Here is a 24,739-nt window from a genome sequence, read left to right as displayed (position 1 = left end):
CGTGTCCACCGACACCGTCAGCAACGCCAGTAGCACCCCTGACGTCGAGCAGCCGTGGGCGGAGCTCGGCTTGAAGCCGGATGAGTACCAGCGGATCCGGGACATCCTGGACCGGCGGCCGACCAGCTGCGAGCTGGCGATGTACTCGGTGATGTGGAGCGAGCACTGCTCGTACAAGTCGTCCAAGGTCCACCTGCGCAAGTTCGGCGAGATCCCGCAGGAGACGCCGGCCGGGAAGATGCTGGCCGGCATCGGTGAGAACGCCGGCGTCATCGACATCGGCGAGGGGTACGCCGTCACGTTCAAGGTCGAGTCGCACAACCACCCGTCGTACGTCGAGCCCTACCAGGGCGCGGCGACCGGGGTCGGCGGCATCGTCCGCGACATCCTCGCGATGGGCGCCCGCCCGGTCGCGGTGATGGACCCGCTGCGGTTCGGCCCGCTGGACGCGCCGGACACCAAGCGCGTGCTGCCCGGGATCGTGTCCGGCGTCGGTGGCTACGGCAACAGCCTCGGCCTGCCCAACGTCGGTGGTGAGGTCGTCTTCGACCCGACGTACCTGGGCAACCCGCTGGTCAACGCGCTCTGCGTCGGCGTGATGCGGCACGAGGACCTGCACCTGGCCAACGCGACCGGCGTCGGCAACCAGATCATCCTGTACGGCGCCAAGACCGGTGGCGACGGGATCGGCGGAGTGTCGGTGCTGGCGTCGGAGACCTTCGCCGAAGGCGGTCCGACCAAGCGGCCGGCGGTCCAGGTCGGCGACCCGTTCATGGAGAAGCTGCTGATCGAGTGCACGCTCGAGCTGTTCGCCGCGCGCGTGGTGGAAGGCATCCAGGACCTCGGTGGCGCGGGCCTGTCGTGTGCGACGTCCGAGCTCGCGAGCGCGGGCGAGGGCGGCATGTACGTGTCGCTCGACAAGGTGCCGCTGCGGGACGCGTCGCTCGCGCCGGAAGAGATCCTGATGAGCGAGTCGCAGGAACGCATGATGGCGGTCGTCACGCCGGACAACGTCGAGGCGTTCCTGAAGATCTGCGCCAAGTGGGACGTGCAGGCGGACGTCATCGGCGAGGTCACCGACACCGGCCGGCTGCAGATCGACTGGCACGGTGAGCGGGTGGTCGACGTACCGCCGCGGACCGTCGCGCACGAGGGGCCGGTCTACGAGCGGCCGTACGCGCGGCCGGACTGGCAGGACGAGCTGCAGGCCGACGGCGCGGAGAAGTTGCCGCGGGCAACCACGCCCGCGGAGCTGCGAGACACCCTGTTGAAGCTGGTCGCCTCGCCGAACCTGTGCGACAAGTCCTGGGTGACGGACCAGTACGACCGCTACGTGCTGGGCAACTCGGTGCTCGCGCAGCCCGAGGACAGCGGGATGATCCGGGTCGACGAGACCAGCGGGCTCGGTGTCGCGGTGTCGACCGACTGCAACGGGCGGTTCGCCAAGCTCGACCCGTACACCGGCGCGAAGCTCGCGCTGGCCGAGTCGTACCGCAACGTCGCGACCACCGGCGCTCGGCCGGCCGCGGTGACCGACTGCCTGAACTTCGGCTCGCCCGAGGACCCGGCGGTGATGTGGCAGTTCGCCGAGGCGATCCGCGGCCTGGTCGACGGCTGCAAGGAGCTCGGTATCCCGGTCACCGGTGGCAACGTGTCGTTCTACAACCAGACCGGTGACACTCCGATCCTGCCGACCCCGGTGGTCGGCGTACTGGGCGTTATCGACGACGTCACCCGTCGTACGCCGATCGGCTTCACGCCCGAGATGGAGGGCCACCAGCTGTACCTGCTCGGTGAGACCGAGGAGGAGCTGTCCGGGTCGGAGTGGGCGCACGTCATCCACGGCCACCTCGGTGGACGGCCGCCGGCGATCGACCTGGCGGCTGAGCAGCAGCTGGCCGACATCCTGATCAACGCGTCCCGCGACGGCCTGATCGACGCAGCGCACGACGTCAGCGACGGCGGCGTGGCGCAGACGCTGGTCGAGTCGGCGCTCCGCGGCGGTGTGGGTGCGAGGGTGTGGGCGCCGGACGGGCTCGACCCGTTCCTCTTCCTGTTCGCGGAATCGGCCGGCCGCGCGGTCGTCGCCGTACCGCGCACCGAAGAGGTCCGGTTCACCGACATGTGCACGGCCCGCCGCTTCCCGCACGCGAAGATCGGCGTCATCACCGGCGACACCCTCGACGTCCAGGACCAGTTCGAGGTGCCGCTGACCGAGCTGCGGACGGCCTGGACGCAGACGCTCCCGGCTGCCCTCAACTGACCGGACGCTCGAAGACCCGGGCCGTATGGGTGCCCGGGTCTGGAGCCATCAGGACGACCTGCTGATCGTCGTCAGGTACGGCGAGAATGTCGCACGCGTCAGCCGACGAGCGCCACCCGCTGGGTCGCCTCGGCCAGGACGCGGTTCAGGCCGGCCTGGTCCTGCCGACGACCGGCGACCGTGACCTCGATGTAGGCACGCTTGCCGTGGTCCAGGGTGTCGATGAAGCGCGTGGAGACCCAGCGCTGGCCACGGGCCCCGTCGCGGTACGTGTAGGTGATCGACGTGTAGGCGACCGGCGGCGCGGTCCACGGCACCTTCGACTTCACCGTGCCGTGGGCGCGGGCGACGATCTTCAGGCCGGGGACGCCGTGCAGGGCCTTGACCCGCTGCTGGGAGGCGGTGTTCAGGCTCACCTTGCCGTCGAGGCCGCCGTCGACCCGGAGCATCCAGGTGTTCGAGCTGTCGGTGAACTTCGCCTCGTACATGCCGAGCCGGGTGAACTTCCAGCCGGTCGGCGCGTACACCGAGACGTTGCAGTTGCCGACGTGACCCCAGCACTTGTACTTGTAGCTGAGGGTTGCCGGGTTGAGCGCAGGCTTGGCGTGGGCCGCGACGCTCGTGCGGGCCGGCGCGGCGGCGTCACTCGGCGCGACACCCAGTACGAGCCCCACGGCACCGATGATCGCGGTGCCGACCAGTACGCGAAGCGTGGTCTTCTTCATGTTTCCGTCCTTCATGGCCAGGGGCTCCGTTCGGCCCTTCGTGACCTGAGATGCCTTGGTGCCCGCCCGCGGTTGAGCGCCGATCTTGTGAGCAACGTCTCCGCCCGACCCGGCAACCAAATGCCGTTCGGCGGTCGGGCCACCGAGCGTCTGGCACACTCGAAGGGGACGAGTGAGGTGAGCGGATGGCGGAGCGGCGGCCGGTCAAGCCGAGTGAGCTGATGGGGCTCGCGGCGGCGGCCGGGCAGGAGGCCCGGGTTGCGGCTGCGCGGCGCCGGATGGCTGGTTTGCGGTTGACCGATGAAGAGCGGCGGATCTGTACCGACGAGCTGGCCGAGCAGTTCGCGGTCGGTCGGCTCGACGAGGTCGAGCTGCATCGGCGGGTCGACCGGCTGAACGACGCGGTGACGCATGCCGACCTGCAGCCGATCTTCGCCGACCTCCCGGCTCCATCGCTCTACAGGCCCGAGCCGAAGAAGCCTGGCAAGTGGCGGTGGGCCGCGTTCGCGGGCGCTGTGTGGATGGCCTTGCCGTTCGCGCTGACCGGACTGGTGCTGATGGTCTTCGGCCGTGAGATCGCGGCCGCGATCTTCGGGTTGCCCGCGCTGGCCTGGGTGTTCTTCACCTACCGCTGGGCTTCTCGCCCGCAGCGCGAAGAGCGCCGTCGGTCAGGAAGCTAGCGTCGACCCCCGCCCGTCACCCGAAAGGCGCCGCCATGCCCGAATCCGCCCCCGCCGTCGCCGTTGAGCAAGCTGGTGGGCCGCCGGCTACTCCAGGCGGGCATTACGTCCCGCAGCGGGCGCCGCTCAAGCCGGTCCCGTTCCAGAAGCTGCCACCCGGCGCGATCGAACCCCGCGGCTGGCTCGCGCAGCAGCTCGAGCTGCAGGTCAACGGCCTCTGCGGCCGGTACGACGAGATCTCGGACTTCCTGGTCTACGACACCAACGGCTGGGTCGATCCGGCCCAGGGCGCCTGGGAGGAGCTGCCGTACTGGCTCCGCGGCTTCGGCGATCTCGGCTACGTGACCGGCGACACCGGCGTACTGACCAGGACGCAGCGCTGGATCGACGGCATCCTCGCGACCCAGACTCCGGACGGCTGGTTCGGTCCGGAACGACTGCGGACCTCACTGGAGGACGGTCCGGACTTCTGGCCCGGCATGCCACTGCTGGCCGCGTTCCGGTCCTGGTACGAGTACTCCGGCGACGACCGGGTCATCCCGTTCATGACGAAGTACCTGCAGTTCCAGAACACGCAGCCCGCCGAGGTGTTCAACCGCTCGTGGGGTGCGTTCCGGTGGGGCGACAACATCGACACCGCGTACTGGCTGTACAACCGCACCGGCGACGAGTGGCTGCTCGACCTGGTGACGAAGATGCACTCCGGCTCGGCCGACTACACCACTGGCATTCCTACCTGGCACAACGTCAACCTGGCGCAGGGGTTCCGCGAACCGTTGCAGTACTGGCTTCTGAGTGGCGACGTGCAGCACCGGGCGGCGACGTACCGGAACTATGCGACGGTGATGGGGCTCTACGGTCAGTTCCCGGGGGGTGGGTTCGCGGGGGACGAGAACTCGCGGCCCGGGTTCGGTGATCCGCGGCAGGGGTTCGAGACGTGCGGGATCGTCGAACTGATGCACAGCTGCGAACTGCTGACCCGCTTCACCGGTGACACGGTCTGGACGGACCGGTGTGAGGAACTGGCGTTCAACTCGCTGCCGGCGTCGTACGATCCGCAGCAGCAGGTCATGCACTACATCACCTGTGCCAACAGCGTGCAGCTCGACGATCGGCCGAAGCACGGACAGTTCGAGAATCCCTTCGCCATGCTGGCCTACAAGTACGGCGTGCATCAGTATCGGTGCTGCCCGCACAACTACGGCATGGGCTGGCCGTACTACGCGCAGGAGCTGTGGCTGGCGACGACAGACAACGGACTGGCGGCGTCGATGTATGCCGCCAGCAAGGTCACCGCTCGCGTCGGTGCGGGGGAAGTGGTGAGCATCGTGCAGGACACGGAGTACCCGTTCTCCGACAAGATCACCTTCACGGTGCAGACTGCGCGCGCTGTGCGATTCCCCTTCTATCTAAGGCGTCCTGGCTGGGCGCAAGACGTCTCCGTGCAGGTCAACGGCGAGCTGGTCCGCACTGCCGGCGAGTGGATGAAGGTGGATCGCACCTGGCACTCAGGCGACCGCCTCGAGCTGGTGCTGCCGATGCGGACCACCACCCGGGCGTGGAACGACAACCACGACTCCATCTCCGTCGACCGTGGTCCGCTGACCTACTCGCTCAAGATCGACGAACGCTACGAGCGCATCGGCGGCACCGAGGACTGGCCGGAGCTGGCTGTCTATCCGGAGTCTCCGTGGAACTACGGTCTGGTGCCAGATGCGCAGTTCGACGTCGTACGGCGGGACGCCGGCGAGAACCCGTTCACCACCGAGGGCGTGCCGCTCGCCTTGACCACGCAGGCTCGGCGGATCCCGGAGTGGGAGACCGACATTGAGGATGTAGTCGGACTGCTGCAGCCGAGCCCGGCGCGTTCGTCGGAACCGGTCGAGACGGTGACTCTGATCCCGATGGGCGCCGCGCGGCTCCGGATCACCTCCTTCCCGCAGGTATCCACGGACGGCACGGACTGGGTCGCACCTGAGGACGGGCGGGACCGGGGCTGAACTAGCCTGTGCGGTGTGGAGGCTAGGTTGCGGCTGGCGGTGGGGGCGGACGGGCCGGCGATCGCGGAGTTGGCGCGGGCTTCGGTGCGGGAGGTGTTCCCGGCGTACCACGACGAGGTGCAGACCGCGAGCGCCGCGGAACACATCACCACTCTGGACACCGCGCTGATCGATGACGGCACCTACTACGTGTACGAGGTCGCCGGCGAGATCGTCGCGTGCGGTGGATGGAGCCGGCGGAACAAGCTGTTCAACGCGAGTACGGCGGGCGCCGACGAGCGACTGCTGGATCCGGCCACCGAACCGGCCCGGATCCGGGCGATGTTCGTCCGCGGGGACTGGACCCGGCGCGGACTCGGGCGGGGGATCCTGACCGCCTGTGTCGACGCGGCCCGGGCGGAGGGGTTCACCCGGCTCGCGTTGATGGCGACGCTGCCCGGCGTACCGCTGTACAAGGCCTTCGGATTCACCGAGGTGGAGCCCGTCGACCTCCCCATGCCCGACGGCGTCGTCCTCGAGGGAGTCGCCATGGAACGACCGATCGACCTGGAGGAGCACGCATGACCGCAGGCACCCAAGTCTCCGCCCCCGACGGCACCGAGGTGGTCCTCGGCGAGATCGGGACCCGAGTGCTGCTGAAGAACTCCCGCGTCCGCGTCTGGGAGGTGTCACTGCAACCCGGCGAGGCACAGGGCTGGCACCTGCACCACAACCCGTACGTCGTCCTGTGCCTGTCGACGTCCCCCTGTCACATGGACTGGCTCGACGGCAGCCCGGCACGGCAGCTGAGCGAGACCGTCGGCGGCTCGGTGTATCGCCCGGTGTCGCCGGTGCACATGCTCACCAACGACGGTACGGCGCTCTACCTCAACCGGTTGATCGAGATCCTCGACCTGGGCGAGGAGGCGTCCGGCGACCCGTACTTCCTGGTCGCGGGCGTACCCGCCGACGCCGGGTTCGAGGAGGTCGGTGAGATCCCGGCCAAGGTGGTCGTCGACGAGGACGACGTACGCGTCCAGCACGTCACGCCGGATGCGGGCGAGTCCTACACCTGGCATACCGGCGCCTACCCGGCCCTCGTGGTCGACCTGGACCTCGACAACCCCGAAGTCACCTACCTGGAGCCCGGCGAGACCTTCACCCTCCCCGCGAAGCCCAACCGCACCGCCGGCTTCAACCTGGTCGAGCTGTTGTACTACAGCAAGCCGCGCACCTGAGCAGCGTCCCGTGCCGCCAGCACTGCGGCCGTGTCGACCTCACTGAGAACTGCCTGCCGTAGGCGTGCCTTCACCAGCGGGACCTGCGGACCGACCGCGCTGAGCTCCTCCACCCCGAGAGCAGCGAGCAGTACGGCGGACTGCGGATCGCTGGCGAGGTCACCGCAGACCGCGACGCGAACGCCTGCGTTGCGAACGACGTGGTCGATCAGCTGCAGTACTGCGGGGTCGAGGCCGTCGGCGAGTGGGGCGACGGCGGTGTTGGTGCGGTCTGCGGCGGTTGTGTACTGGGTGAGGTCGTTGGTGCCGATGCTGACGAAATCCAGCCCGGTGGCGAGGGTGGCGATCCGGAGTGCGGCGGCCGGGACCTCGACCATGATGCCGACCTCCAGGCCGTCGGGCCGTGGGCCGAGATCGTCCAGTTCGTGGAGCCCCCAGGCGACCTCGTCCGCGGTCGTCACCATCGGGAACATCACGTGCACCGGAGTCTCGGCCGCGACCCGGCGGACGGCCTCGAGTTGATCGCGCAGCAGTTCGGGACGCCGTCGGAACACACGGATCCCGCGCTCGCCCAGGAACGGGTTCGCCTCCCGGTCCTGCGGCAGGAACGGCAGCGGCTTGTCGCCGCCGATGTCCCAGGTCCGGATCGTGATGGGCTTGCCGTCCAACGCTCGCGCGATCGCCCGGAACTGCTCGACCTGCTCGTCCACGGTCGGCGCCGTACGCCGATCACCGAACAACACCTCGGTCCGCACCAGCCCGGACCCGTCCGCACCCCGCGCGTCCACCGCATCCTGGACGGCGCCGACGTTGACGAGCACGCCGATCGTCCGCCCGTCCACGGTCGTCGCCGGCTCATCGGCTCGCGTCAACGCCTGCTCCCGCTCACCCTGCCGCTCAGCGATCGTGGCCCGTACGGCGTCTTCGTCCGGCGCAACCTCGAACGACCCGACCCGCGCATCAAACGCAACCACCACGCCCGCCGGCACCTCGACGTCCCCGATCCCGGTGATCAACGGAATCCCGCGCGACCGAGCCACAATCACCCCATGCCCGGTCGTCCCCGCCGCCCGCACAGCAACTCCCGCTACCCGCCCGGCGTCAAGCGTGGCAGCCGTCGCCGCATCCAACTCGGGCACGACGAGGATGCTCCCGCTGTCCGGGGTAGCTCCGGCCGACGTGGGTTCGTCGGTGGCGCTCCCGGTGAGGGCGCGCAGTACGCGGTCGCGGACGGCTCGCACGTCCTGCGCCCGCTCCCGTTGGTAGGCGTCGTCCAGTCCGTCGAAGGCGGCCGCCAGTTCGTCGTAGGTCTGCTTCCACGCGACGGGCGCCGACGTGCCCGCGGTGATTGCCGCCCGGATCTCCTCCAACGGCCTGCGATCGTTCAGCAGCGCGAGATGCGCAGCGAAGATCTCGCCATGGTCCGGGCTACCGTCGCGCAACCCGCGAAGCTCGTCCCCAACTGTCGCCACCGCCTGGTCGAGCCGACCCAACTCGTCGTTCCCGGCAACGTAATCACTCAGGTCGACCGCCGCTCCGGCCAGGACCGCCGGCCCGATCGCCACATCCAGCCCTGACCCACCGGTCCCCGCGGATCGACCCGAGCCTGGCTCCGGCGCGCCGCCTCCGGCAGTGTCGCCGAAGTTCTCCCCGGCCAGCTTGGTGATCGCCGCCAAGACCTCGGCAGCCTGCGCACCGCTCGCCCCCACCCGCAACCGATGACCCTGCTGAGCGTTCAGCGTCGCAACCATGCTCAAGCTCCCGGCGTCAACCGGCCCACGCCCGGTGTCGAGATCGGTGAGCGTGACCGTGGCATCGAAACCATTGACCAGGCCAACGAGTCGCGCAGCCGGTCGCGCATGCAGCCCGTGCTCATTGCTCACCGCAACTTCCACCGTCTGGTCGGCCTCAACCACAGCAGTCGACTCGGCAGCACCGCCGACACCGAGGTGATCCTGCTTTCCGAGCAACCCGCGCTCGGCCTCGGCCGCCACCGCATCGAGAGAGGCGCCGGTGGACGCAGTCACCACTGCGGCGACCAGGCCTTCGACCAATGGCGCGCTGGTCAACCGGACTCGCCCGGCGAGCTCGGGATCGACGAACTCCAAGGCCAGTTCGGCGCTCAACACGGCACTGCCGAGGTCAAGCAGGACCAGTACGCCGTCCGGGCTGTCGGCGGTCGTGAGAGCCTCGGAGACCGCCGCCGCGTCCGTGCCGAACGTCGTCTCGTCCAGCCCGGCCGCGACCGCGATCACCGGACGGTTGTCCTCAGCAACCATCTCCGACGCCAGCCCCACCGCCGCCTCAGCCAGCGCTCGGCTGTGCGACACCACCACGATCCCGATCATGGGAGCGTGCGAGCAGCCGACTCCAACAGCAACGTAGTACTGGTCGCACCCGGGTCCTGGTGGCCGGCGCTGCGCTCGCCGAGGTAGCTCGCGCGGCCCTTCCGCGCCACCAGCGGCACTGTCGCGTCCCGGCCCTTGGCGGATGCCTCCGCCGCCGCGGTCAGTGCCCCGGCGAGATCCGATCCGCCCGTCACGGCAGCGTCGTACGCGTCGAGGGCCGGCGCCCAGGCGTCGTACATGGTCTTGTCGCCCAGCTCAGCCTTGCCTCGCTGGAGGATCCCACCGACCCCGGCCCTGAACGCCTCCCCGATCGTCGCCGGGGTCAGTTCGGCGCCGGCCAGCGCGGTCCCGAAGCGCAGGAAGAACGTGCCGTACAGCGGCCCGCTCGCCCCGCCGACCTTGCTGACCAGCGTCATCCCCGCCTTCTTCATCAGCTCGTCGACCGACCCGAAGCTGGTCTCGTCCAGCACCGCGACGATCGCCTGGAACCCACGGTCCATGTTGGCCCCGTGATCCGCATCCCCGATCGCCGAATCCAGCTCGGTCAGGTACGCCGCATTCTCGTGCAACGTACTCGCGGCATCCCGCAACCAATCAACGAAACTGTCGACTCCCATGCTCACGCGCCCCAGCGGAGGCCGGGGGTGTTGACCGGGGCGTCCCAGAGACGTACCAGTTCGTCGTCCACCTTCAGGAGGGTGACCGAGCAGCCGGCCATCTCCAGGGAGGTGATGTAGTTGCCGACCAGGGAGCGGGCGACGGTGATGCCGGCGCGGTCGAGCAGTTTGGCGACCTCGTTGTACATCAGGTACAGCTCGAGCAGCGGCGTACCGCCCATGCCGTTGACGAAGGCAATGACCGAGTCGCCTTGCTGATAAGGAAGATCGCTCACCACCGGGTCGACGAGCATCGCGGCGATCTCGCGAGCCGGTGCCAGTGGCAACCGTTGCCGGCCGGGCTCGCCGTGGATGCCGATGCCGACCTCCATCTCGTTCTCGGCCAGGTCGAACGTCGGCTTGCCGGCCGCCGGGACCGTGCAGGACGTGAGCGCCATGCCCATGCTGCGGCCGTTGTCGTTGACCTTCTTCGCCAGGTCCGCGATCGCCTGCAGCGGGCGCTCCTCCTCGGCGGCCGCACCGACGATCTTCTCCAGCAGCACGGTCACACCGACGCCGCGGCGCCCTGCGGTGTAGAGGCTGTCCTGTACGGCGACGTCGTCGTTCGTCACCACCGACAACACCTCGGTGCCGGCGTCGGCGGCGGCCAGTTCGGCGGCCATCTCGAAGTTCATCACGTCGCCGGTGTAGTTCTTCACGATGTGCAGGACGCCCGCACCCGCGTCGACCGCCTTGGTCGCGGCCATCATCTGGTCCGGCACCGGCGAGGTGAACACCTCACCGGCACAGGCCGCGTCGAGCATCCCGGGCCCGACGAACCCGCCGTGCATCGGCTCGTGTCCCGACCCACCGCCGGAGATCAGTCCCACCTTGCCCGGCCTCGGGGCGTCCTTGCGGTACACGATCCGGTTTTCCAGATCCACCCGCAACCGATCCGGATGCGCTGCCGCCATCCCCTGCAGCGCCTCACTCACAACATCACCAGGTTCGTTGATGAGCTTCTTCATGCCACCCATCTGAGCACACGCCCGCCCGGAACGGGAGTCCCTCGCTCAGGCGCCACCGTCGGCACCAACCGGATCGACCGGTTCGATCGGCTCACCGTGAGCAGGATCGATCCAAGAGTGAGCAGCGGTCTCTCGGAGCCCTCGCGGTCAGTCCTTGGGGCGGAGGAGCGGGCGGACGACCTCGCGGGCGTCGTGGATGCGGGACTTGACGGTGCCGAGCGGGGCGCCGACGAGAGCGGCGATCTCCTCGTACGAGAGGCCGTAGACGTCGCGGAGGACCAGCGGGGTGACCATCTGCGGGCGGTCGCGTTCGAGGGTTTCGAGGGCCTCGAGCAGGTCGAGGCGAGTGCCGGCGATGACGCTGGTGGTGCGGGGGTCCGGCTTGTCCATCGTCTCCGGGTTGTGCGCGGCCTGCGCCGTACGCTTCAGCTTGCGGTACGTGGAGCGCGCCGAGTTCGCCGCGACCGAGTGGACCCAGGTGGAGAAGCTGCTCCGGCCGGAGTACGTTCCGATCTTGGTGGCGATGTTCAGCAGCGCTTCCTGGGCCGCGTCCTCGGCGTCCGCGGAGTACGGCAGCACGCTGCGGCAGATCCGCAGTACACGCGGGTAGACCAGCCGCAGCAGGTCGTCCATCGCGTGTTTGTCGCCCGCCTGGGCCTGCTCGGCCAGGGTTCCGAGGTCGTCGGTCGGGCTGGTGCTCTCGCTCATCTGCGCCTTCGCTGTCAATCGGCCCCCGGCATGGGACTCCCAGTGATCCATAATGCCCTGTATGGGGGTCCCAACCAGACTTGGCCGTTACGTCGTGCGACGACGTCTGGGCTCGGGCGGTTTCGCTACGGTATGGCTTGCTCACGATGAGCAACTGGATGCCGAAGTGGCGATCAAGGTCCTCGCCGACAACTGGGGGCACGACGACTCGGTCCGGCAGCGGTTCCTCGAGGAAGGCCGGTTCCTGCGCCGGGTGGAGTCCGAGCACGTCGTCCAGGTCCATGACGTCGGCGAACTCGAGGACGGCCGGCCCTTTCTCGTGCTCACGTACGCCGACCGCGGCACGCTGGCCGATCGACTGAAGAAACAGCCGCTGCCGGTGGCCGAGGCCGTCGACGTCGTCGTCCAGGTCGGACGTGGCCTGCAGGCCCTGCACCGCCGCGGCCTGCTGCACCGGGACGTGAAACCGGCGAACGTACTGTTTCGCAGCACGGACGACGGCGAGCGCGCCGTACTGTCCGACCTCGGCCTGGGCAAGTCCCTCGACGAGGTGTCGCGAATCACAATGCCCGGCGGCACCCCGTCGTACGTCGCTCCCGAACAGGCGATGGGTGAGCGGCTGGACCAGCGCGCCGACCAGTACTCGCTGGGCGCGGTCGCGTACGCCGCTCTGACCGGGAGGTCACCGCATCAGGTGGACGGGCTGGGCGCGGCGAGCCGGGTCGAGGTCGCGCCGCCGCCGAGCTCGCTCGGGTTCGACCTGCCGGATCTGGTCGACGCCGCCATCGTCCGCGCACTCGACCCGGATCGGGAGAAGCGCTGGCCGGACGTCCAGTCGTTCACCCGCGAGCTCGTCGGCGCGTTGGACGAGACGACCCACGACTTCCCGCTCTCCATCCGCGAGTCGGTGACCGTCGCCGTACCCGCGGGCCCGGAGGAGGACGGCGAGCAGACCGCCCTCAGCGATGCGAACACGCCGACCATCGTCAAGACGTCGTCCGCTCCGGACGCCGACTCGAGTGTCGGGGCGCTGGCGGCGGCCGTCGAGTCCGCGGCCGCAGAGCTTGCAGCTGAAGGTACGGCGGAGTCGTCGACCGGGACCGCCGCGGCGCAGCCGGAGACCCCTGGCCCGCGGAAGCGGCGGCGCGGCCGGTGGGTGATCGCGGCCGTCCTCGCGCTGATCGTGGGCGGCGGCGCGGGCTTCGAGGGGCAACGCTATCTGGCGGAGCGCGAGCTGATCGGCGTCAACTACAGCGGGTTCTCGCTGACCCTCCCGCGCGGCTGGGCGAAGTCGGTGGCCGACTCGGAGTGGCAGCCGCCGGGCAGCTCCAAGTCGTATCCGGCGCTCCGGCTCAGCCAGGACGGCGACTGGTCGACGCGCACTCCGGGCGTCTTCGTCGGTGTCACCGATGCGCGCGACGTCAAGCTCGCCCTGGTCGCCAGTCCGCAGTTGAACTGCAACACGCTGGGGGATCCGATGCCGTCGACCGGCGACGGGCGGGCGGTGACGGATCAGGTTTCCAGCGGCTGTGGGGACGGCGGCGCTATGCTCTTCCAGCGAGTCGTGGACACGGGGACTACCGGCTCGATGCTCATCCAGGTCCTGCTGCCGAAGAACCAGCCCGACCGCGCCCGCGAGATCGCCGAATCGGTCCAGTACACCGGCTGATGAGTACCGGCCCTGTTGTCCCAGCACGCTTGAGGAATCCCTGGTGCGAATCCCGACGGAACGGCTCCGGCCGTCCCCTGCGCTGATCCAGTCGGCCCGGCGCCGCTTCTACCGCCTCCGCTCCACGATCTTCCGCACCATCTGGCCGATCGACTGAACCATCAGCTACACGGTGAGCCAGGTGATTGCGAGGGCGAGGAGCCAGAGCCCGCCTCCGAGCCAGGCCAGGGTGTGCAGGCCGCTGACCACGTTGTGGCTGACGACTGCGCCGTACACGGCGACGCCTAGCGCACCTACCGCCTGGCGGCAGGTGTTGTTGACGCCGCTGGCCAGGCCGGCCCGGTCTGGCGGAAGGGATGCAACGGCCGCGTTGACGACAGCGGCTGTCAGGAAGCCCATGCCGAGGCCAAGACCCAGCTCCACTGGTACGACCGCCGCGTAGCCATCACGTACGCCGAGCAGACAGAGCGATCCGGTGGCGCCGAGGAGCAGTCCGATCGTCATGGGCAGGCGTGGACCGTAGCGGGCGGTGATCCGGCCGGACACCGGTCCGAGTACTGCGAGCGGGAGGAAGAGGGGGATGAGCTCCAGACCGGCCCGGAACGCGTTGTGGGCAAGGTGTTCCTGCAGGTAGAGCGTCATCACGAGCACTGTGCCGAGGCCGACGAAGTTCATCAGTCCGGCAACCACATTGGCGCCGATGAAGTCCGCGCCGATGCGCAGTCGGGTCCGGGCACGCTTGTGTGCTATTTGCACTCGGGGAACGAGCCGCCACGCGACCGGCAGTCCGACGGCGATGATTGGCAGATTTATAAGGAAGACCGCACGCCAACCGAGCCCGCTGACCAGTGCGCCACCCAGGAGAGGTCCAGACGGGAGTGCAAGTGCTCCGGCGCCGGCCCAGATGCCGACTGCACGTGCTCTTGCCCCACTGTCGGCGTACAGGTCGGTGATGACCGCCAGGGTGCCGGGGAGGAGTAGTGCGGCGCCGATGCCCTGCACTGCTCTTGCTGTCACGAGCAGCTCTATGTTCGGGGCCGCACCGCAAGCCAGCGACGCGAGGCCGAAGACAGCGAGACCTGCGAGCACCACGCGCCTATGGCCGATCCGGTCGCCCAATGCGCCGAAGACGAGAAGCAGTGCGGCCAGCGTGATCATGTATCCGGCGACAACCCACTGCTGCCCGGTCAGACTGGTGTCGAGTCCGGTCCGGATGGACGGCAGGGCCACGTTGACCACTGTCACGTCCAGCTGGACCAGGAAGATTCCGATGCAGAGCAGGGCGAGCAGCATGCGTCCAACGCTTCCACCGGAAAACTTCGGGCTGCGTCGAAGTATGGCGGTGTCAGCATGGAGACATGATCGGAGATGCCGACATCGCAGGCGCGGCCGCGCTGCTGGCTGAGCCTGCTCGGGCGAAGGTGCTGATGGCCCTGGCCGACGGGCGTGCGCTGCCGGCCTCCCTGCTCGCTACCGAGGCTGGTGTGTCGCCGCAGACGGTCAGCTCACACCTGCACAAGCTGCTGAACGGTGGTCTGCTCGAGGTCGAGCGGTCCGGCCGGCACAGGTACTACAAGCTCGCAGGCCCCGAGGTGGCTCAGGCAGTGGAGGCGGTAGCCCGGATAGCGAAGCCGCAACCCATCCGCTCGCTGCGGCAGAGCACCAAGGCCGCAGCACTCCGCGAGGCCCGCACCTGCTACGACCACCTGGCCGGCCGCCTCGGCGTCACCCTGCTTGAAGGCCTGGTACGACGGGACGCGCTGGAACGCACGGATGGCGGCGAAGGCGCCGAACGCCGCCCCGACGACCCACTGGCCCAGCAACTCCCGGACGGCCCCTACGTCCTGGGCCCCGTGGCTGCCGATGTCTTCGGCGACCTCGGAGTCGACCTGTCCGCCCAGGACTCCCGCCGGCAACTCCTGCGCTTCTGCGTCGACTGGAGCGAACAACGCCATCACCTGGCAGGCCGCCTCGGCGAGGCCGTCACGACCAGCTTGTTCCACCGTGGGTGGCTCGAGCGTCGCGCGTACGCCCGAGCGGTCGCGCTCACCCCAGCCGGGCGGCAGGAGCTCGGCAAGCTCGTCGAGTTGTCCTAGAGCGGCGAATCGTCGCGAACGGCCGAGTCACTGGCGTGCTGCAGGACGTCTTCCAGCGCGGCCTGGTCCTGGGGGAGTCCGGTGACCGCGATCTCGAAGGTGCAGAGACCGTCGCCGTTGGCAACCCAGCGGACGACCACGTAGCGGACCGAGTTGTCCGGCACGTAGGTGTAGACGAGGGTCGCGTCGTGGGTGTCGGGATCGACGGTCTGGGACTTGATCGAGAGCATCTGGTTGGCGGGGACCGTCCCAAGATCCACGAGCTTCGCGGCCATCGAGTCGGCGGGGGACCGGCGGATCGTGAACCCTGCCTCGATCCGCAGCCAGCGCTTGCCGGTCGGGTCGGTGTAGCGGCCGATCTTCGGGGGATCCGGCTGGGTGAAGCTCCAGTTGCCCGGGACCCGGAGGCTGACCTTCGAGCGGACCACGCTGGTCGCGGTGAACTGGCGGGTCTTGTAGTAGAGATCGTCCGCGTTCAGCGGTTCGCTGTTGTCCGGCACGATCTTCTTCGGCGGCGGGGTCGGCGTCGAAGAGACCGTGGGTGATGGTGTCGCCGGCTGGAGGCTTCCGAGCGGGGCGGCCGCGCCGGTCGCCGCGTCCGACCGTTCGGCGGTCGTCAACAGTCCGACGCCGTACCCGCCGGCGCCGCCGATGGCGATGACGGCCACCAGCCCCGACGCCAGCAGAGCGCCAACACTCCCCCGTCCAGCCACGCCTGCCCCACCTCCCCAGCTCTCCCTAAACCAAGGACCCGCGAACCCAGCCCCAGGTTGCATCCCCCAGATAACAATTCCGTGAAAACACCCACCCCGACGAGTCAGTCCTCCGGGGTCACTGACTGGGCTGCTTCGTCGGCGACCCGTTCGAGGGCCTTGGCGTCCTGGGGGAGGCCGGTGATCGACATCTCGACGTTGGCCAGGCCGTCGCCGGCGGTGGCTACCCAGCGGACCATCACGTAGCGGACCGTCTGGGTCGGAATGTAGGTGTAGATCAGCGTCGAGATCGGCCGCGACTGACCGTCGTCGCCGGTGACGGTGTCGTCGGTCTGCGAGACGATCTGGAAGTTGTCCTCGTACGGCAGGCTCGACTTCAGTTGGGCGATCAGCCGGTCCCGCTGCTCAGCAGGAGTCAGCTCGACCCGGAAGCCGGACTCCACCCGCACCCCGCGTTCGCGCAGGGAATCCAGGAACTTCACCTCACCCGGCGTCTTCTTGTTCACCGACTTCTCCCAGCCTGCCGGCACCCGCACCGACAACCGCACCGGCGGCAACGACTCCTGGTGCACCGTGAACGTCTGCTTCCGGAAGTCCAGGTCGTCCACCGTCAGCGCGGGCACGTTGTTCGGCACGGGGGTCTTGACCGGCAGGGACGGCTCGCTGGGGGAGACGTCGCCGATGGGGACGGCGTTGCCGGAGGCGGTGGGGAGCGGGGTGCCGAGGTAGTCACCGGTGAAGTAGCCGCCGGTGACGCCAAGGGCTACGGCCAGCAGGAGCAGACCGGTCAGGAGTAGTCGTTTCACCCGGGCACCGGTCCTGGACTCACGGACGCGGTGCGTGGAGAGGGCAGGGCAGGACCGCCGGTCGGCAGTACGGCGTACGCCGTACGGGCCGGGTCGGGAAAGGCGGTCGTGAGCACGGTGACATCTTCTCAGGCGAGGCGGGCCGCGGCGCAAAATCCGCGGCGGACGGCTTTTCACACCGATCCAGACTGAATCCTTTCAATGAGGTCTTGACACCCTCCGGGGGCGTCCGTAGCGTCCCGCGTGTCAAAAGTAACACCATCCTGCGGTTACTTCACATCTCCCGGCGGTATCTCAGCGTTCCACGCTCAGGAGGATCCATGACACTCGATCAGTCCGTCAGCCGAAGGCGGCTCCTGCAGCTGATGGGTGGCGCCGCAGCTGTCGGCACGCTGGCAGCCTGCGGCGGCAACAGCGGCTCGGCGTCGTCCGGCGGTCAGCTGAAGGTGATCGGCGCCGGCAGCCAGGAAGCCGGTCTGCGCAAGGCACTCGACGACTACAAGAAGGCGCACTCGGACTTCGACTTCAATCTCTCGTTCTCACCCGCCGACCAGCTGCAGACCGCGCTCCGCGCCCAGCTCGCGGCGGGCAACGCGCCCGACCTGCACGCGGTCTACCCGGGCAACGGCAGCGCGATGTCGATGGTCCAGCTGAGCAAGGCGAACCTGCTCGCCGACCTCAGCGACCAGCCCTGGACCCAGAAGGTCCCGACCGGCTTCAAGGGCGCGTTCGGGCAGGACGGCAAGACCTACATCTTCTCGCCCGGCACCAGCGTCCTCGGCGCGATCTACAACAAGAAGGCGTTCGCCACCGCCGGCGTCGAGCCGCCGACCACCTGGTCGGAGCTGCTCACCGTCTGCGACAAGCTGAAGAAGAAGGGCATCGTCCCGATCGCACTCGGCGCGCAGACGCCGTGGGTGACCCAGCTGATCGACTATGCGCTGGTCCCGGGCACGGTCTACGCCAAGACACCCGACTTCGACGACAAGATGATCGCCGGCAACGCGTCGTTCGCGGACTCCGGCTGGGCCGACGCGATGACGAAGTACCTGGAACTGCAGAAGCGCGGCTTCTTCAACGACAACCCGAACGGTACGACGTACGAGCAGGCCACCTCGATGGTCGGCACCGGCAAGGCCGCGATGGCCGTCCAGGTGTCCGCGGTGCTGCAGGCGTTCCGCGAGGCGTCGCCGGCACCGGACGACCTCGGCATGTTCCCGTTCCCGGCGACGGATGTTGCCGCCGACAACTGGATTCCCGGCGGCGTGGTGGTCGGCATCGCGGTCAGCGCGAAGAGCAAGAAGGCCGAGCAGGCGAAGAAGTTCATCGAGTACTGCGGTCAGCCGGAGACCGTGAACGCGTGGGCCGAGGCGGTCGCATGCGTCCCGTTGTACTCCGATGGCGACGCGAAGGTCGACCCGGTGCTGACGCCGTTCCTGCCGTACCTCAAGGACAACAAGGCCGTTCCGTTCATGGATCAGCGCTGGCCGAACGCCGAAGTACAGCCCACCCACTTCGCCGTCGTCCAGGAGCTGCTCGGCGGCAAGACCACGGTCGACGGCGCTCTCAAGAAGATGGACGAGGCCTACCGGAAGTCCGCATGACCATCACCGCAGAGGCGGTACGCCGCGACGCCGTGGAAGTATCGCGGCGTCGCCGGGGTGGTATCACGCCGCCCTGGCTGTTCGCCGCTCCCGCCCTGGTCGTCTACGCGCTGGTGATGCTCTACCCGAGCATCGTCGGCGCGGGTTCGGCGTTCACCGACTGGTCAGGGGTCGGCGAGTCGCGCTCCTTCGTCGGGCTGGAGAACTTCAAGCAGCTCTTCCACGACGACCAGGCGCTCGGCGCGTTGCGCAACACGCTGTTCCTGACCATCGCGATCGTCGTTGTGCAGAACGGGATCGGGCTGCTGCTCGCGCTCGGGGTACACACCGGCATCAAGAGCCGGATGGTCCTGCGGGTGGTGTTCTTCGCGCCGGTCGTGGTCAGCCCGGTGATGGTGTCGTTCCTCTGGAAGTACGTCTACAACCCCGCGCCGGACGCGGGACTCAACGCCGCACTCGATGCGATCGGTCTCGGTTCGTTGCGGCAGGACTGGCTCGGGAACCCGTCACTGGCGATCTGGTCGGTCGCCTTCACAGTGATCTGGCAATGCGCCGGCTACTCGATGGTGATCTTCCTGGCCGGTTTGGAAGGCGTTCCGCAGGAGCTGCACGAGTCCGCGATGGTGGACGGCGCCGGGACGGTCGCGCGATTCCGGCACATCACCTGGCCACTGCTCGCCCCCGCGGTGACGATCAACGTGATGTTGTCGACGGTCGGCGGCCTGACGTTGTTCACCCAGATCATCGCGATGACGAACGGCGGGCCCGGGTACGCCACCGACACCTTGTCGACCGTGCTGTACAAGCAGGCCTTCGTGTACGGGAAGTTCGGCTACAGCACCGCGGTCGCGCTGGTCCTGGCGATCTTCGTGGCGGCGGTGTCTTTCATCCAGATCGGGTATCTGCGCTCGAGGGAGACGACGGCATGAGGACCGGCTACCGGCCCCGGACCCTGGTCCGCGAGGTCGTCATGATCGCGGCCGCGGTCGCATTCCTCTTCCCGGTCTATGCGCTGGTGACCTTGGCCTTCAAGGATCCGGAACAGATCGCGAACAAGCCGCTGTCACTGCCCGACCCGCCGTCCGTCGGCAGCTTCTCGAAGGCTTGGCAGTCGGCCTCACTGGGATCCGCGCTGCTCAACAGCACGCTGATCACCGTGTCGAGTGTCCTGATCCTGATCGTGCTCGGGTCGCTGGCGGCGTACTTCCTGGCCCGGACGGCGTCCCGGCTGAGCTACAGCCTCTACATCCTGTTCCTGGTCGGCATCATCCTGCCGTTCCAGCTCGGGATGATCCCGCTGTATCAGCTGGTCAACGACCTGGGCCTGCTCGGGACGTACCAGGGCATGATCCTCTTCTACACGGGGATCCAGCTGCCGTTCACGGTGTTCCTCTATACCGGATTCATCCGGTCGTTGCCGGCCGACTACACCAACGCGGCGCTGATCGACGGCGCCTCGCATCTGCAGGCCTTCGGCCACGTGATCTTCCCGCTGCTGCGGCCGATCACCGGGACCGTGCTGATCCTCAACGCGGTCCACATCTGGAACGACTTCTTCACCCCGCTGCTGTATCTCGGCGGCTCCGGCCGGGAGACGGTTCCGGTCCGAGTGTTTGCCTTCGTCAACGAGTACACCTCCGACTACGGACTCGTCGCGGCCGGCCTGGTGCTCGCGGCCCTACCGATCCTGGTGGTGTTCCTGATCCTCCAGCGCTACGTCATCCGCGGCTTCTCGTCCGGCCTGAAGGGATAGCCCGTTCTCAGGAGATCTCGATGCGTTCCAAGCTGATCACGGTGCTGGTGGAGGCTGGGTTCTTGTCGCCGTTCGGGCCGGAACCGGGACTCCCCGGCGGGCGTCGTACCGCACATGAAGCTCAAGGTCCGGGTCGTGCACTATCGATGTCAGGGGCGCGACTGCTGGTACGCCGACATCGATGACGCGGACGATCGCCAGCCCGACGATCCCTACTGGTACGCCGACGGCTGCCGCACGCAGGCCGAGGCCATCACCGCCGCGTGCGCCCAGCTCGCGGCACTGGACCAGGCGATTGCCGCGGGCACTCTTCCCCGCCGGATCAGCGAGATCCCGGCCCGCGGTGGAACCGCGGCCGCCTAGCATAGGGCGATGCTCGGGGAATCGGACGGCACGACAGGCAACGCCACGATCGAGCAGGTCGGCCGGCGCCGGACCTTCACCACGACACTCCAACTCGCGCTCATCCTCGCGGTGGTCCAGTGGCCGATGCGGGCCGCGGTCCACGACGCGGCCGGCTCGGCCATCGCGTGCGAGGTGCCCGGCCGGCTGTCGCTGCTGGTCGACGCGATGTTCATCATGGCCTACGTCTACGCGGCGTTCCGGGCCTACAAGTACGTCAAGTTCCTCACCCGTCAGTCCTTGCTCAATCGTGAATCCTGGCTGGGGATCGCGACGATCGGCTCGTGGCTGGTCTTCGGCGCGGCCGGGCTCGATGTGGTCGAAGACGTCCGGCTGTGGAGTGAGTTCGGCGCGTCGACCGGCGCGTGCACCGATCTCTCGACGGGCTGGTTGACCTGGCTGATGCGGGCGGTCGCCCTGGCCGGAGCGCTCGTACTCGCGGTTTCCTTGTTCGCCACGAGCCGGCTCGGCCAGCGGAAGCTGTACGGCGTCCGGCTCGACCCACCGGCCACGTTCAAGCGGCCGACGGACGACGGCAAGGATTCCGGCCGGCTCGTGATCGCGTGCTCTGGCGGCGGCATCCGGTCCGCGTCGTTCTGTCTCGGCGCGTTGCAACTCCTGCGGGAGCGAGGCCTGTACGACAAGGCCTCGACGGTGATCGGCGTCAGCGGCGGCGGCTACATGGCGGCGGCCTTCCACGTCCTGCGGCGGACCTGCACCGACCCGTTCTCACCCGGCTCACCGGAGCTGGCGAGGCTTCGCCGGCAGACCCGCTACCTGTTGTCGGGCGGCCGGGCGATGTTCCGCGCGGCGCTGTCGGTGCTGTTCGGTCTGGTCGTCAACCTGTTGCTGATCGGGATCATGCTCCGTGCGATCGCCTGGGTGCTCGGCTGGTTCCTGGCCGACCAGCAGGTGATCCTGCCCGGGTACTCCGAGATCCGGGTCGACTGGCGGCCGAACGACTCGTGGTTCTTCGTCGGCCTGTCGGTCGGCCTGCTCGCGGTCAGCGCCGCGATGTTCGTGATCGAGAAGGTCTGGGATCGCTGGGCCCGGATGCCGGACGCGGTCCGCACGGTCCTGACGACGATCGGGAACGTCACCCTCCGGTACGGCGTACCCGTTGCGGTGCTGCTCCTCGGCGTACCGGGAGGCCTTTATCTCTTGGGGAAACTGCCTGGTGACTCGTCCGATCAGCCGAGTCTGCCGTCCGCCTTGCTGGCGTTGGTCGACCCAACCAAGCAGGGGCTCGCAGCGTTCAGCACGCTGGTCGTCGTACTGATCGGGCTCGGCAAAGCGGTGTGGAACGGGCTCGCCGTCGAGGGCAAGTCGGCCCCCGGGATGCGGGCCCGGTTGCTCGCGTTCGCACGGACCAAGCTGGCGCCCTGGGTTGGGAGCGCGATCATCATCGTTGCCGCGGTCATCGTGTTGCTGCGCTGGACCGGCGGCTACGCGACCGACCGTTCCTATCAGGAGGACTGGAACGTCGCGTTGGTCCTGGCCGCGATCGCGCTGGCGATCAAGGTGCTCACCGATGCGAACCGGACGTCGCTGCACTCCTTCTACCGGGAGCGGCTGTCGCGCGCGTTCCTGGTGACGCGCAAGGACAACGGCGCCGCGGTCGCACTCGACTACCACCTGCGCCTGCGGTACTCCGAGTGGGCGAAGCCGGTCAACGGCGGTCCGCAACTCGTCATCGCCGGGGTCGCGAACGTCGACGACCCGGACTTCGTGCCGACCGAGCGGGACTGCGTCCCGTTCATCTTCGATGCCAAGCAGATCGGGATCGTGGGGGACCGGTCGCTGCCCGACGGTGGGCGCCGGACGACGGACGATTACGAGCGCGAGGCCGACGTACTGAAGCGCGAGGTGACGGTGCCGGCGGCGATGGCGATCAGCGGCGCGGCGCTCAGCCCACTCACCGGCCGGGTGAACGGCCGGACCAGGCCGGTCCGGCTGCTGCTCGCCGTACTCAATGCCCGCCTGGGTGTGTGGCTGCCGAACCCGTACTGGAACAACCGCGCGGAGCCCGCCTTCCCCGAGCAGCACGGCTTCGTGCCGAAGGTCCGGCGCTACATCGGCAGCGTGATCGACAAGCCCGGCCCGTACCGGCTGCTGCACGAGGCGGTCGGGTCGCCGTCGATGTACGAACGGCGGATCTACGTGACCGACGGTGGTCACTACGACAATCTCGGGCTGGTCGAGGCGCTCCGCCGCAAGCCGGCCCAGGTGATCGTGATCGACGCGTCGAACGACGCCGAGGACCGGTTCACCGCGCTGGCGGAGGCGATCGCGACCGCGCGGATGGACCACGGCATCCAGATCGACATCGACCCGGCACCGATGATCCGCGGATCGAAGCCGCGCGCCGACCGGGCCTGGACGTACGGCATCGCGACGCATCCGCTGAAGGACGGCGAGGAGAAGCAGTACAAGACCGAGATCTTCTTCGTGAAGGCGGTGCTGGCCGGTCAACTCGGGTGGGATCTCGAGCAGTACGCCGTCGAGCACTCGGACTTCCCGCGCCGGACCACGGGCGACCAGTTCTACGACGAGTGGGATTTCGAGGCCTATCGAGCCCTCGGCTACGCGCTGACCCAGTCCCTCACCGATCACCACCGCGTCGCCGCCCGGCTGGCCGACCTGTAACACTCCGTCACGGTGACTGGATGTAACCCCCGAGGGGGAACTCATCATGGCGACATTCAACTCACCACCGGGCTGGCCTGCGCCGCCGACGCTCGACTGGCAACCACCAGCGGGCTGGCAGCCCCACCCGTCCTGGCCGCCGGCACCTCCCGGCTGGTCCTTCTGGCTGAACGTGCGCGGCCTCCGCTCCCGCGGCCCAAGTGGCCGGTACGGCGCTGAGCCGCTGCTGAAACTGGTCGCGGGCTGGGTGGCCGGCGGGACGGCGTTCCTCATCATCCTGGCGGCGATCGGTGGTGGCGGCAGCGAGGCGTCGACTGCCGCTTCGTCGGTCCCTGGGCCTGCCGTGACGGTCGCCGGGCCGACCACGACCGTCACGGTGCGGCAGACGGTTCCCGGGCCGACGGCAACGATCACGCAGCCCCCGCTGCCGGCGCGGACCGTGACGATCAAGGCGCCGCAGGCAACTACCACGGTGACGGAACCTCTGCCGCTCGTGCAATTGCCCCAGGCCGTCAAGCCGAAGAAGACGACAGCACCCCCGGCAGCGGCGTACTACGCGAACTGCTCGGCGGTGCGGGCGGCCGGCAAAGCGCCTTTGTACGCAGGGGATCCGGGCTACGACTCACACCTGGATCGCGACCATGACGGCGTGGCGTGCGAGTGACGTTTCGACGACACTCTGTAATCACCGGTGAATCTGTGGATAACTCGCGCTTCGGCTGTGGACAAGGCAACGGAATCTGTGGACAAGGCAACGACTGCGGATGCCGATGCACGTGCAGTCCGCCTGGTGAGCGGATGGTTGCCGCCGACCGGTGCCGGTGGTCTGATAGGTGACCGTGCACCGGGCGAAACTTTACGAAGATTTAGCCGTGACGTTCGGCGCGCCAGGTCGTTGATCTGTCAGACAGTTCGCGATCAGCGGATCGCTGGGGAATCCGGAGGGACCGCTCGTGTACCGATTCAATCCGCCGCCCGACTGGCCGGAGCCGCCGAGTGATACCTGGCGCCCACCTGCCGGCTGGGAGCCCGACCCCGAGTGGCCGGACGCGCCGGCCGGTTGGGGCTTCTGGGTCAACCGCAACGGCCGTCGGTCCAGCGGCCCGATCGGCGCCTACGGAGCCATCGACGCCGGCCGCCTGGACCTCGCCACCGCCGACCCCGCCCTGGTCCTGATGCACTCCTGACACCCGTCGAGCCGCAGCCCGGCCCCTCTGGGTGCGGCTCCCATACCTCTCCTGTCGGCTGAGCGCAGTCGCCGGGAGTACTCGGCTCCCGCACGCCTCCGGCTGCGGGAGCCGCGTTGCGTCCGCCGTCCGCGAAGCCACCGAGTCGGTGGGCCGCCGTCCGTGGAGTTGCCGGGCTTAGGCCGAGTCGGGCGTGGGTGGGTTCCCGTGGGCCTTGAACAGGAAATAACCTGTCGTGGGGCTCCGGTTGCTGTCCGAGGCCCCCGGCTTTCGGCGGGCTCTGGGGTGGGCCCAGCGG

Annotated in this window: 22 protein-coding genes and 1 pseudogene; 14 read left to right on the top strand and 9 right to left on the bottom strand. The window is 68.6% G+C overall.

What is annotated here, in order from left to right:
* The first annotated feature begins 1 nt into the window (after position 1).
* Entirely contained in the window at positions 2-2,263 is a 2,262-nt protein-coding gene (gene purL / locus OG876_RS09415) for a phosphoribosylformylglycinamidine synthase subunit PurL (protein WP_328524404.1), read from the top strand.
* 98 nt (positions 2,264-2,361) lie between these two features.
* Here purL and OG876_RS09410 read toward each other — a convergent pair whose 3' ends face one another.
* Positions 2,362-2,988, bottom strand: coding sequence for a hypothetical protein (locus tag OG876_RS09410; RefSeq protein WP_328524403.1), 627 nt, complete (start codon positions 2,986-2,988; stop codon positions 2,362-2,364).
* Positions 2,989-3,173: 185 nt separating this feature from the next.
* On the opposite strand from OG876_RS09410, the gene OG876_RS09405 reads away from it, so the two are divergent.
* Genes OG876_RS09405 through OG876_RS09390 form a run of 4 tightly spaced genes read left to right on the top strand, consistent with a single transcriptional unit; the run spans position 3,174 to position 6,885 of the window.
* Positions 3,174-3,668: a DUF1707 SHOCT-like domain-containing protein gene (locus OG876_RS09405; RefSeq protein ID WP_328524402.1), complete on the top strand. Its 495-nt coding sequence runs from the start codon at positions 3,174-3,176 to the stop codon at positions 3,666-3,668.
* Between the two features lie 35 nt (positions 3,669-3,703).
* Positions 3,704-5,668, top strand: coding sequence for a beta-L-arabinofuranosidase domain-containing protein (locus tag OG876_RS09400; RefSeq protein ID WP_328524401.1), 1,965 nt, complete (start codon positions 3,704-3,706; stop codon positions 5,666-5,668).
* 15 nt (positions 5,669-5,683) lie between these two features.
* Positions 5,684-6,232 (top strand): GNAT family N-acetyltransferase, encoded by a 549-nt coding sequence (locus OG876_RS09395; protein WP_328524400.1) that lies wholly within the window; start codon positions 5,684-5,686, stop codon positions 6,230-6,232.
* A complete protein-coding gene (locus OG876_RS09390) occupies positions 6,229-6,885 on the top strand; it encodes a hypothetical protein (protein WP_328524399.1) in 657 nt (218 codons plus the stop codon). Before OG876_RS09395 ends, OG876_RS09390 begins: the two co-directional genes overlap by 4 nt.
* Here the strand turns inward: OG876_RS09390 and OG876_RS09385 are convergent.
* The 5 genes and pseudogenes from OG876_RS09385 to OG876_RS09365 form a co-directional block, all read right to left on the bottom strand.
* Positions 6,864-8,768, bottom strand: coding sequence for an HPr family phosphocarrier protein (locus tag OG876_RS09385; protein WP_328526878.1), 1,905 nt, complete (start codon positions 8,766-8,768; stop codon positions 6,864-6,866). The two genes, OG876_RS09390 and OG876_RS09385, sit on opposite strands and share 22 nt — an antisense overlap.
* 54 nt (positions 8,769-8,822) lie before the next feature.
* Positions 8,823-9,233, bottom strand: a pseudogene (gene dhaM / locus OG876_RS09380) (dihydroxyacetone kinase phosphoryl donor subunit DhaM); the annotation flags it as partial.
* The gene (gene dhaL / locus OG876_RS09375) at positions 9,230-9,850 is read right to left on the bottom strand and encodes a dihydroxyacetone kinase subunit DhaL (protein WP_328526877.1); all 621 of its coding nucleotides are present in this window, start codon (positions 9,848-9,850) and stop codon (positions 9,230-9,232) included. The pseudogene dhaM and the gene dhaL, both read right to left, overlap by 4 nt.
* Positions 9,851-9,852: 2 nt before the next feature.
* Positions 9,853-10,857 carry a dihydroxyacetone kinase subunit DhaK gene (gene dhaK / locus OG876_RS09370; RefSeq protein WP_328524398.1) on the bottom strand — a complete coding sequence of 335 codons (1,005 nt, stop codon included), beginning with the start codon at positions 10,855-10,857 and terminating at the stop codon, positions 9,853-9,855.
* Positions 10,858-11,004: 147 nt separating this feature from the next.
* Positions 11,005-11,565 carry an RNA polymerase sigma factor gene (locus OG876_RS09365; RefSeq protein WP_328524397.1) on the bottom strand — a complete coding sequence of 187 codons (561 nt, stop codon included), beginning with the start codon at positions 11,563-11,565 and terminating at the stop codon, positions 11,005-11,007.
* A 52-nt stretch (positions 11,566-11,617) separates the two neighbouring features.
* On the opposite strand from OG876_RS09365, the gene OG876_RS09360 reads away from it, so the two are divergent.
* Positions 11,618-13,234 (top strand): serine/threonine-protein kinase, encoded by a 1,617-nt coding sequence (locus tag OG876_RS09360; protein WP_328524396.1) that lies wholly within the window; start codon positions 11,618-11,620, stop codon positions 13,232-13,234.
* 165 nt (positions 13,235-13,399) lie between these two features.
* On the opposite strand, the gene OG876_RS09355 is transcribed toward OG876_RS09360, so the two are convergent.
* Positions 13,400-14,527 carry an MFS transporter gene (locus tag OG876_RS09355; RefSeq protein WP_328524395.1) on the bottom strand — a complete coding sequence of 376 codons (1,128 nt, stop codon included), beginning with the start codon at positions 14,525-14,527 and terminating at the stop codon, positions 13,400-13,402.
* A gap of 65 nt (positions 14,528-14,592) precedes the next feature.
* Here OG876_RS09355 and OG876_RS09350 point away from each other — a divergent pair, with 65 nt between their 5' ends.
* Positions 14,593-15,330: an ArsR/SmtB family transcription factor gene (locus OG876_RS09350; protein WP_328524394.1), complete on the top strand. Its 738-nt coding sequence runs from the start codon at positions 14,593-14,595 to the stop codon at positions 15,328-15,330.
* Here the strand turns inward: OG876_RS09350 and OG876_RS09345 are convergent.
* Positions 15,327-16,043 (bottom strand): hypothetical protein, encoded by a 717-nt coding sequence (locus tag OG876_RS09345; protein WP_328524393.1) that lies wholly within the window; start codon positions 16,041-16,043, stop codon positions 15,327-15,329. The genes OG876_RS09350 and OG876_RS09345 overlap by 4 nt on opposite strands.
* Positions 16,044-16,147: 104 nt before the next feature.
* Positions 16,148-16,849: a hypothetical protein gene (locus tag OG876_RS09340; RefSeq protein WP_328524392.1), complete on the bottom strand. Its 702-nt coding sequence runs from the start codon at positions 16,847-16,849 to the stop codon at positions 16,148-16,150.
* 320 nt (positions 16,850-17,169) lie between these two features.
* Between OG876_RS09340 and OG876_RS09335 the strand changes: the two genes are divergently transcribed.
* The 7 genes from OG876_RS09335 (at position 17,170) to OG876_RS09305 (ending at position 24,441) form a co-directional block, all read left to right on the top strand.
* The gene (locus OG876_RS09335; RefSeq protein WP_328524391.1) at positions 17,170-18,453 is read left to right on the top strand and encodes an ABC transporter substrate-binding protein; all 1,284 of its coding nucleotides are present in this window, start codon (positions 17,170-17,172) and stop codon (positions 18,451-18,453) included.
* Complete coding sequence (locus tag OG876_RS09330; protein WP_328524390.1) at positions 18,450-19,382, top strand: carbohydrate ABC transporter permease; 933 nt, start codon at positions 18,450-18,452, stop codon at positions 19,380-19,382. The genes OG876_RS09335 and OG876_RS09330 overlap by 4 nt, the downstream gene beginning before the upstream one ends.
* On the top strand, positions 19,379-20,206 hold the full coding sequence (locus OG876_RS09325; protein ID WP_328524389.1) for a carbohydrate ABC transporter permease: 828 nt from the start codon (positions 19,379-19,381) through the stop codon (positions 20,204-20,206). The genes OG876_RS09330 and OG876_RS09325 overlap by 4 nt, the downstream gene beginning before the upstream one ends.
* A gap of 114 nt (positions 20,207-20,320) precedes the next feature.
* Positions 20,321-20,569: a hypothetical protein gene (locus OG876_RS09320; protein WP_328524388.1), complete on the top strand. Its 249-nt coding sequence runs from the start codon at positions 20,321-20,323 to the stop codon at positions 20,567-20,569.
* A gap of 9 nt (positions 20,570-20,578) precedes the next feature.
* Positions 20,579-23,254, top strand: a complete 2,676-nt coding sequence (locus OG876_RS09315; protein WP_328524387.1) for a hypothetical protein — start codon at positions 20,579-20,581, stop codon at positions 23,252-23,254.
* A gap of 46 nt (positions 23,255-23,300) precedes the next feature.
* Complete coding sequence (locus tag OG876_RS09310) at positions 23,301-23,918, top strand: excalibur calcium-binding domain-containing protein (RefSeq protein ID WP_328524386.1); 618 nt, start codon at positions 23,301-23,303, stop codon at positions 23,916-23,918.
* Positions 23,919-24,207: 289 nt separating this feature from the next.
* Entirely contained in the window at positions 24,208-24,441 is a 234-nt protein-coding gene (locus OG876_RS09305; RefSeq protein WP_328524385.1) for a hypothetical protein, read from the top strand.
* Positions 24,442-24,739: the final 298 nt, after the last annotated feature.

Origin of the sequence: Kribbella sp. NBC_00359, from assembly GCF_036097425.1 — a bacterium.
Lineage (GTDB): Bacteria > Actinomycetota > Actinomycetes > Propionibacteriales > Kribbellaceae > Kribbella.
This window is presented reverse-complemented; position numbering and strand designations above follow the sequence as displayed.

Coding starts and splice junctions, on each gene's coding strand:
- OG876_RS09410 (WP_328524403.1), bottom strand. CDS start 2,988: ATGAAGAAGACCACGCTTCGCGTACTGGTCGGCACCGCGATCATCGGT.
- OG876_RS09405 (WP_328524402.1), top strand. CDS start 3,174: ATGGCGGAGCGGCGGCCGGTCAAGCCGAGTGAGCTGATGGGGCTCGCG.
- OG876_RS09400 (WP_328524401.1), top strand. CDS start 3,704: ATGCCCGAATCCGCCCCCGCCGTCGCCGTTGAGCAAGCTGGTGGGCCG.
- OG876_RS09390 (WP_328524399.1), top strand. CDS start 6,229: ATGACCGCAGGCACCCAAGTCTCCGCCCCCGACGGCACCGAGGTGGTC.
- dhaL (WP_328526877.1), bottom strand. CDS start 9,850: ATGGGAGTCGACAGTTTCGTTGATTGGTTGCGGGATGCCGCGAGTACG.
- dhaK (WP_328524398.1), bottom strand. CDS start 10,857: ATGAAGAAGCTCATCAACGAACCTGGTGATGTTGTGAGTGAGGCGCTG.
- OG876_RS09365 (WP_328524397.1), bottom strand. CDS start 11,565: ATGAGCGAGAGCACCAGCCCGACCGACGACCTCGGAACCCTGGCCGAG.
- OG876_RS09360 (WP_328524396.1), top strand. CDS start 11,618: ATGCCCTGTATGGGGGTCCCAACCAGACTTGGCCGTTACGTCGTGCGA.
- OG876_RS09355 (WP_328524395.1), bottom strand. CDS start 14,527: ATGCTGCTCGCCCTGCTCTGCATCGGAATCTTCCTGGTCCAGCTGGAC.
- OG876_RS09350 (WP_328524394.1), top strand. CDS start 14,593: ATGATCGGAGATGCCGACATCGCAGGCGCGGCCGCGCTGCTGGCTGAG.
- OG876_RS09335 (WP_328524391.1), top strand. CDS start 17,170: ATGACACTCGATCAGTCCGTCAGCCGAAGGCGGCTCCTGCAGCTGATG.
- OG876_RS09330 (WP_328524390.1), top strand. CDS start 18,450: ATGACCATCACCGCAGAGGCGGTACGCCGCGACGCCGTGGAAGTATCG.
- OG876_RS09325 (WP_328524389.1), top strand. CDS start 19,379: ATGAGGACCGGCTACCGGCCCCGGACCCTGGTCCGCGAGGTCGTCATG.
- OG876_RS09320 (WP_328524388.1), top strand. CDS start 20,321: ATGAAGCTCAAGGTCCGGGTCGTGCACTATCGATGTCAGGGGCGCGAC.
- OG876_RS09315 (WP_328524387.1), top strand. CDS start 20,579: ATGCTCGGGGAATCGGACGGCACGACAGGCAACGCCACGATCGAGCAG.
- OG876_RS09310 (WP_328524386.1), top strand. CDS start 23,301: ATGGCGACATTCAACTCACCACCGGGCTGGCCTGCGCCGCCGACGCTC.